This is a genomic window from Thermoleptolyngbya sp. C42_A2020_037 (assembly GCF_015272455.1).
GTDB lineage: Bacteria > Cyanobacteriota > Cyanobacteriia > Elainellales > Elainellaceae > Thermoleptolyngbya.
In genome coordinates this window covers 24199-35198 of sequence record NZ_JACYLP010000050.1, presented here as the reverse complement: position 1 = coordinate 35198, position 11000 = coordinate 24199, and the positions used below count along the sequence as shown (strand labels likewise).

Here is an 11000-nt window from a genome sequence, read left to right as displayed (position 1 = left end):
TACTACATTCTGCCCCCATTTTTTGTATGTTGAGCTATCTTTCAACACCTCTGCTTAATAACCAAAGGTTTGAATAACCAAGGTTTGATTGACTCCGGGTGCTTGGCTCTCAGCATGGCAAATCTTGGGCAAGTTGTCCAAGTGAACATTCGGAGAAAATATAAGGGTTTTATGAACAAATGCTATGGATAGCCAAGGTCAGCTGCCTAACACTCTAATAGCTTAAACGCGGCTTCTAGTGTGTCGGCTTCGGCGGCGGGCTTGTCGGTGCGCCAGCGCAGGATGCGAGGAAAGCGGACGGCAATGCCCGATTTGTGGCGAGTAGAGCGGAGGATGCCTTCAAAGCCAATCTCGAACACCTGCACGGGTTCGACCGATCGCACGGGGCCAAACTTTTCGATCGTGTGCTTGCGAATCCACTTGTCGAGGGCTTCGATTTCGGCGTTGTCCAACCCAGAATAAGCTTTCGCAAAGGAGACCAGCGTTCCCTCGTGCCACAGGGCAAAGGTGTAGTCGGTAAACAGGTTTGCCCGCTTTCCGCTGCCCGCCTGTGCGTAAATCAGCACCGCATCCAGCGTCATAGGCTCTACTTTGTATTTCCACCAGTAGCCGCGCTTTCGTCCAACCAGGTAGGGGCTGTTCATCAACTTCAGCACCAATCCCTCTGCACCGTATTCACGGGAGCGTTCCCGGAGCAATCGCAGTTCATCCATTGAACTGAACATTAGGCTGCTGGATAGTGTGACAAAAGTTGGATCGGCAGCTTGCAAGACAGATTCTAATAGTGTGCGGCGATCGCCCAGTTCTTTGTCACGAATGTCTTCGCCCTTACATTCCAGCAGGTCGTAGGCGATGAAGTGAACTGGGTTCTCCTGCATTATCTTTTGCGTGACGCGCTTTCGTCCCAGTCGCTTTTGTAAATGGTTAAAGCCAAGGGGCTGACCATTTGCCCAGCATAGGATTTCACCGTCGAACACCAGTCCGTCGGGTAGCGTTAGAAAATAGGATGCCAGTTCAGGAAACTGATCGGTGACTAAATCTTCCCCGCGTGACCAGATAAAGACCTGCCCTGCACGGCGGATAATTTGCGCCCGGATGCCGTCCCATTTCCACTCGGCCCACCAGCGTGAAAAATCTTCTGTGACGAATCGATCTTCTTCGAGCGGCGATGCCAGAAAAAACGGATAGGGGCGCGTCGGCGAACTCAGCGCTTCTGCCTCCTCAATCTGCGTTAGATGTTGAAAAAACTCGACCGTTGGCTCAAAGTCGCCCATCAGCCGATGCGCCATGACGGGTTCGGGAATGTCAAACTCCTGGGCGATCGCCCGAATCACCAGCTGGTCGGACATGCCCATGCGAAATGCGCCCGTCAGCACCTTGTTTAGCACAAACACACCCGTCGGGTTTAGCGCTGCCCACCACGACACCACCAGCGTTTTCAAGTCTTCTTCTGACTTGACCTGCTTTGCCTGAGGAATCATCTCTTCCATCCACAGGTGCAGCGGCAGGTTTTCTGCCGTCTGGCCCTGTGGTGTCGTTGGTGTCGCTAATTGCAGGCTGGCGTGGCTTTGCATCAGCAGCGCAATCACCTCCGCCGAGTCGCCGACCTGCGCGTAGCAGTCTTCAAACAGCCATTCGGGAATGTCGGAAATTTGCAGAAAAATATCCCGCAGCACCCGCGAGGTAATCAGCCGCTTGCGTGTTTTTCCCAGCAGCAGATATAGCGCCCAGACGGAATTTGTAGCACTCTCTTCGCGCAGATATCGCCGCAGCGCAGCAACCTTGGCGTTGGTCGAGGTCGTCGCGTCAATTTCCTGAAATAGCTGGGTAAACCGCTGCATCAACTGATTTTGAATTTTAGATTGATGATTTTGGATTGCCAGTCTAGAGCCAGGTAAAGCGTTTATCGATTCTCTCCGTCTTCCCTTTGTCTTCCGTTAGTCGCGCCGAGTGGAGATGTCTGTGGGGGCAATGGCTCACCGCTGGGATGATGCCACGGATTATGGTGCTTGCGATTCTTGCCGGTCAAGCTGGGCGATCGCCGTCACCAGTTCCCCCGGCTCATGTACCAGGGCATCGGGGTTGCAGGCGGCCAGCGCAGCGGTGGAATTGAAGCCCCAGCCCACGGCAATGACGGGAATGGCGATCGCCTGGGCCGCTTCAATATCCCGCGTCTCGTCGCCCACGTAAACTATCGAAGCGGGATCAAGCTGACGCTGGCGAGCAATACGGCGGATGCTGCGCCCTTTGCCAAACAGCGCGACTCCAGGCTGAATGTAGTCAAACAGTCCTTCCATTTGATGATTTCGCAAAAAAGCGACGACGTTATCGGCTGTGTTGGACGTAACAATGCCCAGGCGATGTCCCTGCTGCCGGAGCTGCACCAGCGCTGCCTGAATTCCGGCGATGGGCTGGAGATGGTTAATTTCCTGGCTCATTTCCAACTTTAGGCGGCGCAGCAGCAGCGGCAGCCGAAACATCGGGATATTGGATTGGCGAATAATCTCTCGCGAACTCAGGTTTTGCAGTCGCTTGATCTCGCTGGGGCTGGCGGGTTCGTAGCCAAATTCGCGGGCGAGTCGATTGGTAATTTGCAGCACCGCATCGAAGGAATCTGCAATGGTGCCATCGAAGTCAAACAGGATGGTTTTCACAAGAGCCGAATCGGGAGGGGTGGATATTACCGCCTGAGATGGGTGAATGGTCGGGCAATCTGTCGCTAGGATCGGAAGAAACCGGGATAGATTAGAAGTTTAAGCAAAAGCTTAGGCAAATCTGAGCGCGATCTGCGTGAGCTTAACAGCAACTTAAACTAGAAACTGAACCTTCATCATAAGCTGCGGGGTGAGCGATCGCCCGATGGCAAGGTTAAATCTCTAGAGAGTCAAAACTCCAGAGAGTCAAACAGAGAGGCAAAACCGCAGATTCATAAGCCCTCATAAGCCCTCATTAACTAGGCCCTCATTACATACGGTGATGCACGATGGAAAATAACCTGCGAGTCGGCAGTCTTTTTGGCATTCCTTTTTATATCAACCCGTCCTGGTTTTTGGTGCTGGCGCTGGTGACGTGGAATGACGGAAGCTGGCTGAGCTATCAGTTTCCCCAACTGGGGCCGCTGGCCTGGGTGCTGGGGCTAGTGACGGCGCTCCTGCTGTTTGCGTCAGTGCTGGCCCATGAATTGGGGCATAGCTGGGTGGCGCTGCGCCAGGGCACAGAGGTAAAGTCCATCACGCTGTTTATCTTTGGTGGTCTGGCGAGCCTGGGCGAAGAGTCGAAAACGCCGGGTGAGTCGTTTCGGGTGGCGATCGCCGGGCCCTTGGTGAGCCTGTTTCTGTTTGGCGTGCTACACGCCATCGGTAGCTTCAGCGGTATTACTGGGCCGCTGGCGGCGATGGTGGCGCTGCTGTCCTATGTGAACCTGGCCTTGGCTGTGTTTAACATGATTCCGGGGCTGCCGCTGGATGGCGGCAACGTGCTAAAGGCGATTGTCTGGAAGATTACGGGTAAACCTTATCGGGGTCTGGCCTTTGCCAGCCGCGTCGGTCAGGTGTTCGGCTGGCTGGGGATTGGGCTGGGGCTGGCGGCGACGCTGGGGCTGACGAATATTGGCAGCGTGTGGACGCTGCTGGTGGGCTTTTTCCTGCTGCAAAATGCCGGGCGATCGGCGCAGGCAGCCAGCGTGCAAGAACTCATGAGCGGCTTGACCGCTGCCGATGCAGTCATTCCCAATAGCCCGATTGTGCCGGCCCAAAGCTCTCTGCGCGAGTTTGCAAACAATCACATCATCGGCAATCCGGTGAGTTGGAAAAAATATCTGGTCACGGATGAAGCGGGTAAGCTAGCAGGCGAAATCTGGGTGGATGATATGAAGCAAGTGCCCACCAACGACTGGTGGGATGTGTCGGTGCAGTCGCTGGTGAAGGCTGCTGAAGGAGTTCAGACAGTGCCTGCGACCGCGCCGCTGCTGGAAGTCATCGACCTGCTGAGCGAGCAGGTTCCCGCGCTGGCGGTGGTGAAACCAGAAGATGGTTCGGTGCTGGGTCTGCTGGAAAAGTCGTCGATTTTGATGGCGCTTCAAAAGAAATCTGAAGCTCAGCCTGCCTAATTTGGGGATGATTGAGATAAGGGGTTCGGGAGTGCCTTGCAGAGATGCCTTGCAGAGATGCCTTGCAGAGATGTTTTGCAGAGATGTTTTCCAGTACATGGGTCGTAGAACCATGCAGAAATTTCATCGTCCGCCCCAGCACCGTTCCCAATCCTTTCGGCAAAGACTTCGATTCGTGGGTTGGGGACTAGCTGTAGCCGGATTGAGTGCAGGCTGTGCTTCCATCGCGGGGAACTCGGTGGAGCCTGCGCCCAGTCCAGAACCCGTGGCGATCGCCCCTCCTACCCCTGTGCCCGCTGCATCCCCCGCTCCTGCTGCCCAACCCCCCATTGACCCCTATCCCCAGGCGCTAGAGCAGGCGGCTAGTGCAGTGAATATCAGCCAGGCGGCCCAGTCGCAGGATGATTGGCGGCTGGCCGTGAGCCGCTGGCAGCAGGCGATCCAACTGATGCAGCAGGTTCCTACCACCAGCCCCAACCACGCCAGCGCCCAGAGCAAACTGAGGGAGTATCGCCGCAATTTGGCGATCGCCCAGCAGCAGGCCAGCCGCAGCCCCGGAGCCGATGCCAGCGTGATTTTCAGTTCCCCGCCGTCTCCCCGTCCAGCAGGTGGCAGCAGCCCTCCGCCTGTTTTGGCTCAAAGTCCGGTGAGCAATCCGACCAATTCGCCCGGTGCAAACCAATCTCCGGAACCCCAGACCAGCGTGGCGATCGCCGATTCGCCTCCGGCCTCCGCCAGCTTCCGCACGCCGATTGTGCGCCGCGCTGGGGGAACGCCCGTGATCCGCGTGACGTTCAACGGCGGGCCGACGTTTGAGATGATCCTGGATACGGGAGCCAGCGGCACGCTAATCACGCAGCGCATGGCGGCTGCCCTGAACCTGCGCCCGACAGGTACCGCTACGGCTAATACTGCCAATGCCCGAAACGTCACGTTTCCCACCAGCACCATCGACTCGATGGAGGCAGGCGGTTTGGTGGCGCGGAACGTGTCAGTGGCGATCGCCGGCCCAGACCTCACCATCGGACTCCTGGGCAATGACTTTTTCGGCAACCACGATGTCGTCATCCGCCAGGATGAAGTCGAATTCCGCGCCCGATAGTAGCACTTTAGAGATTGTCGAGGGGTTCGGGAATCAGGTCAACGAAATCACTCCTGACCCAGCCGACAATCCCCGAACGAGTCAAGCGTACTTTGAACCAGCAAGAACCATCTGGAGCTACTCCCCAATCCAATAGCTGATCAATTTCATCTCCAATACGGGCCTGATGCCTTACTAGATGGTGGGTTCCAGCACCAGCACGAACGTTTATACGAGAACCAAGATCGCGACCAGTTAGAAAGCCGCCTGTCCTTGATATTCCTGGCAAAAAACTCACACATCTCTCTTCTGCTGCTTGTTCGTCAGATAAATCTGCATTTGCAGCTTTTGGTGCTAAAGGCATAGAGGGAAGCAGGGTAGAAAGCAGCAGACTGGATGCGACCCAGAAAGTGTGTTTCATAGCTCGACGTTATGCTTCATCACATCCCTTCCAAGCTATGCGGATGGACAGCAGGCCAGTAGCGTTGGACTACGGAAATGATTGCGGAGGGTAAAGCATGGGGTCGAGAATCTACGGAAAAGTCTGCGCCTCAGGGTTTTGGGGAGTTCTGGGGGGCAACAGATGGACGCTTCATGGACTATCCATTGAACCAGTCGCTTAACCAGTCGCTTAAATCGTAGCCACTGCAAATGATTAGGGGGCGATGCTTCGAGTCGAGGCTTGGTCGGAACTTTCCGAGCTACCCCGCCCCAAGTCATCGCCCCTGCCTGAGGAATGTGTTGCTGCGTAAGCTGTGACCAAAGGCTAGAGCGAACTCATCACCGTGCGGGCAGCCTGAATCGTTTGGTCGATGTCTTCGTCGGAATGAGCCAGAGACGTAAAGCCGGCCTCAAACTGGGACGGAGCCAGGTATACGCCCTGCTCCAGCATTCCCCGGTGGAAGCGACCAAACTTTTGCAGGTCAGATTTTTTGGCATCTTCGTAGTTATGCACCGGGCCAGCGGTAAAGAAGAAGCCGAACATGGCGCTAATGGAGCCACCACAGGCTGCGTGTCCCGTGTCCTTTGCTGCCTGGAGCAGACCGTCGGATAGTTTCTTGGTGATGCGCTCCAGGTATTCGTAGGTGCCTGGACGCTGAAGCAGTTCCAGCGTCTTGATGCCCGCCGTCATAGCTAGCGGGTTGCCCGACAGCGTGCCCGCCTGATACATCGGGCCTGCCGGGGCCACCATTTGCATGATGTCGCGCCGACCACCATACGCCCCCACGGGCAGCCCGCCGCCGATCACCTTGCCCAGCGTTGTCAGGTCGGGTGTGATGCCAAATTTCTCCTGTGCGCCGCCGTAGGAAATGCGGAAGCCCGTCATCACTTCATCAAATGTCAGCAGTGCGCCGTGTTCGCGGGTGATTTCTCGCAGCCCTGCCAAAAAGCCCGCATCCGGTGGAATAAAGCCTGCGTTGCCAACGACAGGTTCCAAAATGACCCCGGCAATTTCGCCTGGATTTTCGGCAAACAGGGCTTTCACAGCTTCCAGATCATTAAACGGAGCGGTGAGGGTATTCGCAGTCGTGGACTTGGGCACGCCAGGCGAGTCGGGCAGACCCAGCGTGGCCACGCCGGAACCCGCTTTCACCAGGAACATATCGGCGTGGCCGTGATAGCAGCCCTCGAACTTGATCACCTTTTCGCGGCCGGTGAAGGCTCGCATCAGCCGCAGCACGGCCATGCAGGCTTCGGTGCCAGAGTTCACAAAGCGTACCATTTCGATGCTGGGCACCGCATCGATCACCATTTCCGCCAGCACGTTTTCTAAATAGCAGGGTGCGCCAAAGCTGGTGCCCTTTTCGGCGGCTTCCTGGATGGCTTTGATGACTTCAGGATGGGCATGACCGCAGATGGCTGGCCCCCAAGTGCCGATGTAGTCGATGTAGCGGTTGCCGTCTACGTCCCACATGTAGGCGTCTTTAACACGATCGATCACGAGGGGTTGACCGCCGACGGACTTAAAGGCGCGAACTGGCGAATTCACCCCGCCGGGCATGAGCTTTTGGGCAGCGGCAAAGATTTCTTCTGAACGGGTTGTTTTTAAGCTGGTCGTACTGGTCAAGGGTTTCTCCTGTGTATCGTTATGGACGGATGTTGTAGGGGATTGCGCCGGTTGGCTTGAGGAGGGGGGGCGTCTGGCGCACCGCACATTTCATTATCCTACGTGGTGGAGTAGGGTTAAAGTTCAAGACAGGCGTTGAGGTGATGAGATGCTGGTTCGGAAGCTGATGAGCTGTGAGGCGTTTATCGCGGGCGATCGCACGCTGCTGCGAGAACTGCTGCATCCCGACAAGCAGCCCATCGACCTGCGCTATAGCCTGGCCCACGCCACCGTCGCTCCCGGCGATACCTCCACGCCCCACGCGCTGCGAACTTCGGAGGTCTATTACATCCTCAGCGGGGTGGGGGAAATGCATATTGGCGACGAAGTGCAGCAGGTGGAACCAGGCGATGCGGTCTATATTCCGCCAAATGCGCGGCAGTTTATTCACAATGTTGGCACAGAGCCGCTGGTGTTTCTCTGTATTGTCGATCCGGCATGGCGTGTGGAAGATGAGGTAGTGTTTGAGTGAGTCTTGATGCACTCGACGCTAGCAAATGGAAACAACCTGAATCCTATGGCTTTGAAACTCTACGGCGGGGCCCGTAGCCGCGCCTCCATCGTCAAATGGTATCTGGAAGAACTGGGTCTGCCTTACGAGTTTGTGCAGCTTGATATGCAAGCTGGAGAACATCGCCAGCCCGAATATCTGGCTATTAACCCCTTTGGCAAAGTGCCCGCAATTGTAGAAGACGGCTTTGCGCTGTGGGAGTCGGGCGCGATTTTGCTCTACTTGTCCGATCGGCACGATACCGGGCTGACGGCAGAGCAGCGGGCGTGGGTGGCGCAGTGGGTGCTGTTTGCCAATTCCACGCTCAGCACGGGGCTGTTTGTAGAAGCGGTACGCGATGCCGAAACGCCGCGCCTGCTGAGCGGGTTGGAAAGCCAGCTTGCCGCGCGGGAGTGGCTGGTGGGCGATCGCCTTTCTGCCGCCGACATTGCGGTGGGTTCTATCCTGGCCTATGCCATGCTGATGCTAAAGCAGGACTATGCCGACTATCCGGCGATCGCCGCTTACCTGAAGCGTTTGGGCGATCGCCCCCCATTCCAGCGCACGATTATGGGGCGGGGGTAGTGCCGCTGTTGGCCCTGATCCTGCCGATCCCTACTGCGGGTCGCAGCGGATTTCGACCATAAATCCGTCTGGGTCATAGCAATAAATTCCGCGACCCGTTGGGCGAGAGACAGGGCCGTGGTCGATGGGCACTCCATTGTCGCGCAGCACAGCGACCGCTTCATCAAACAACTCTGGCGCAATGTCAAAGGCCAGGTGATTTGCGCGGGTAAACTGTCGCTGAGGATCGGGGTTGGGCGGCGATAAATCGGGTTCATAAAACAGGTCGATTACCGTGCCGTCTGGTGTGACGAAGTTCGCCACTTTGCCTGCCGCCACTAGGTCGATCAGCGTAGCCGGAATGTCACTGCCTTGCAGTTCACGGAGTCCTAAAATCGTGCCGTAGAAGTGTCGGGATGCCTCCATGCTGTGAACATTTAATGCGACATGATGAACTCGTCGGAGCGCAGACGGAGGCAGGGTTTTGGACATAGCGGTTGCTCAAGGTCTTCAGGACGACTTTTTCTCAAAATAGCGTTCCTGAGTGTTTTTGTGGATTAAGACCATCTCTTGCTAAGACGTTTCAAGGGTTTCCAGCGCCGCTACTGGCCTTAACACAGGCCGCGCAAAAAATGAATTCAAAGTGCTAGCCTATTAATAGGTTATAGAATTGTAAAGCTTTGATGCAATGCGTTTAGCCGTGTTTCATCAATAATCAATTTCGCAATAATTCCGGTTTTCTGTGCCGCCTTGTTAGAGGACGGTTTAGATTATTACAATCACCATCTCCTCGAACCGTGATCCTGACGAACGGCTGAGCCATAAATTGAGTTGGTCAGAAAGGTGTTGAGTCGGGCCGCGGTTTTTGGAAATTCGGATTCTATACATGACCTCTTTTTCTAAAGAAAAAAACAAATTTGTTGTTACTACGCCGATCTACTACGTAAACGACCTGCCCCACATTGGGAGCGCCTACACTACGATCGCCGCAGATGTCTTGGCGCGGTTCCACCGTCTGAAGGGCGACGCGGTGCTGATGGTGACGGGTACGGATGAGCACGGTCAGAAAATCCAGCGGACGGCGGAGGCACTGGGGCGATCGCCCCAGTCTCACTGCGATGAAATTGCCGCCGGGTTTGTTGCGCTCTGGGAACAGTTCAACATTCAGTACGACCGCTTCATTCGCACCACTGCCCCCCGCCATGAGGCGATCGTCAAGGAGTTTTTTCAGCGGGTGTGGGATGCAGGCGACATCTACCTGGGGCAGCAGCAGGGCTGGTATTGCGTCTCCTGCGAAGAGTTCAAAGAAGAGCGCGATCTGCTGCCGGAGAAGCACTGCCCGCTGCACCCCAATAAACAGGTGGAGTGGCGCGATGAGAAAAACTATTTCTTCCGCCTGTCAAAATATCAGGCTGCGCTGGAAACACTCTACGAGTCTCAGCCCGACTTCATTCAGCCCGAAAGCCGCCGCAATGAAGTGCTGAGCTTCGTCAACCAGGGACTACAGGATTTCTCCATTTCTCGCGTCAATTTGGAATGGGGCATTCCGCTGCCCGTTGATCCCAGCCACACCATCTACGTCTGGTTTGACGCGCTGCTGAACTATGTGACGGCCTCGGTCGAGCCAGACCAGGAGCCGACACTGGCAAACGCGGTGTGGTGGCCTGCTAGCCTGCACCTGATCGGTAAAGATATCTTGCGGTTTCATGCCGTTTACTGGCCGGCTATGCTGATGTCCGCAGGACTGCCGCTGCCACAGCGGGTTTTTGGGCACGGCTTCTTGACCAAAGATGGTCAAAAAATGAGCAAGAGTCTCGGTAATATCATCGATCCGTTTGATTTGGTTCAGCGCTACAATTCCGATGCAATTCGCTACTATTTCCTCAAAGAAATTGAGTTTGGTCGCGATGGCGATTTCAGCGAAACTCGGTTTGTTAACATCCTGAATGCTGACCTGGCAAACGATCTGGGCAACCTGCTGAACCGTGTTTTGAAGCTTGCCCATAAGAACTGTGAGGGGAAGGTTCCGGGAGGAGGGGGCGATCGCCCGCTGCTCGACGAATCCTTTGAAGCACTTGGAAAAGACCTGGGGGAAACCGTCACTCAAGCCTACGAAACCCTGGCCTTTGACCAAGCCTGCAATGCGGTGTTGTCTGTCGTGCGTGCCAGCAACAAGTACGTAGACGAACAAGCGCCCTGGTCGCTCTTCAAACAGGGCAATCAAGCTGCTGCTGAGCGGGTCATCTACACTGTTCTCGAAACGGTTCGACTCTCTGCCTATTTGCTGTCGCCTATCGTGCCCGACTTGAGTAGCCGAATTTATCAGCAGTTGGGCTACGCGGTGGACTTTAACCAACTGGATGAGGCGTTCATCGCGGCTTCGATCCCATTTTCGGCTCACACCCGCTGGGGCACTCTGCCGTCGGGACAGTCGCTTGCTGCGCCGCAGCCTGTGTTTCAGCGTCTAGAGCTTCCGATAGCCTCCTAACCGCTTCCTGAAGAACGTTGACCCGATTCAATTCGCCTGGTTCAATCTGTCCGGTTCGATCTGCCCAATTTCAGTCTGTCCGACTCAAACTACTCGACTCAAACTGCCCGATTTAAGCTGCCTGGTTCAACCTGATTCAACTTCAAATCTTGTCCGATGCAA

General features: G+C 55.7%; 10 protein-coding genes. 5 read left to right on the top strand and 5 right to left on the bottom strand.

Annotated features, from left to right (window positions below):
- Positions 1-206 precede the first annotated feature (206 nt).
- On the bottom strand, positions 207-1841 hold the full coding sequence (locus IGS16_RS18405) for an ATP-dependent DNA ligase (RefSeq protein ID WP_297087934.1): 1635 nt from the start codon (positions 1839-1841) through the stop codon (positions 207-209).
- 159 nt (positions 1842-2000) lie between these two features.
- Complete coding sequence (locus IGS16_RS18400) at positions 2001-2654, bottom strand: HAD-IA family hydrolase (RefSeq protein ID WP_297087933.1); 654 nt, start codon at positions 2652-2654, stop codon at positions 2001-2003.
- Between the two features lie 329 nt (positions 2655-2983).
- Here IGS16_RS18400 and IGS16_RS18395 point away from each other — a divergent pair, with 329 nt between their 5' ends.
- Together IGS16_RS18395 and IGS16_RS18390 are read left to right on the top strand one after the other, a co-directional pair.
- Positions 2984-4108, top strand: coding sequence for a site-2 protease family protein (locus IGS16_RS18395; protein ID WP_297087931.1), 1125 nt, complete (start codon positions 2984-2986; stop codon positions 4106-4108).
- Between the two features lie 112 nt (positions 4109-4220).
- Positions 4221-5210: a retropepsin-like aspartic protease gene (locus IGS16_RS18390; protein WP_297087929.1), complete on the top strand. Its 990-nt coding sequence runs from the start codon at positions 4221-4223 to the stop codon at positions 5208-5210.
- Positions 5211-5217: 7 nt separating this feature from the next.
- Here IGS16_RS18390 and IGS16_RS18385 read toward each other — a convergent pair whose 3' ends face one another.
- Positions 5218-5610, bottom strand: coding sequence for an SH3 domain-containing protein (locus tag IGS16_RS18385; protein ID WP_297087927.1), 393 nt, complete (start codon positions 5608-5610; stop codon positions 5218-5220).
- A 345-nt stretch (positions 5611-5955) separates the two neighbouring features.
- Positions 5956-7257 carry a glutamate-1-semialdehyde 2,1-aminomutase gene (gene hemL / locus IGS16_RS18380; RefSeq protein ID WP_297087926.1) on the bottom strand — a complete coding sequence of 434 codons (1302 nt, stop codon included), beginning with the start codon at positions 7255-7257 and terminating at the stop codon, positions 5956-5958.
- Between the two features lie 148 nt (positions 7258-7405).
- On the opposite strand from hemL, the gene IGS16_RS18375 reads away from it, so the two are divergent.
- Complete coding sequence (locus IGS16_RS18375; protein WP_297087925.1) at positions 7406-7768, top strand: cupin domain-containing protein; 363 nt, start codon at positions 7406-7408, stop codon at positions 7766-7768.
- Positions 7769-7813: 45 nt separating this feature from the next.
- On the top strand, positions 7814-8371 hold the full coding sequence (locus IGS16_RS18370; protein WP_297087924.1) for a glutathione S-transferase family protein: 558 nt from the start codon (positions 7814-7816) through the stop codon (positions 8369-8371).
- A gap of 30 nt (positions 8372-8401) precedes the next feature.
- On the opposite strand, the gene IGS16_RS18365 is transcribed toward IGS16_RS18370, so the two are convergent.
- The gene (locus tag IGS16_RS18365) at positions 8402-8842 is read right to left on the bottom strand and encodes a VOC family protein (protein WP_172358182.1); all 441 of its coding nucleotides are present in this window, start codon (positions 8840-8842) and stop codon (positions 8402-8404) included.
- A 394-nt stretch (positions 8843-9236) separates the two neighbouring features.
- On the opposite strand from IGS16_RS18365, the gene metG reads away from it, so the two are divergent.
- Positions 9237-10838 (top strand): methionine--tRNA ligase, encoded by a 1602-nt coding sequence (gene metG / locus IGS16_RS18360; protein ID WP_297087922.1) that lies wholly within the window; start codon positions 9237-9239, stop codon positions 10836-10838.
- Positions 10839-11000: the final 162 nt, after the last annotated feature.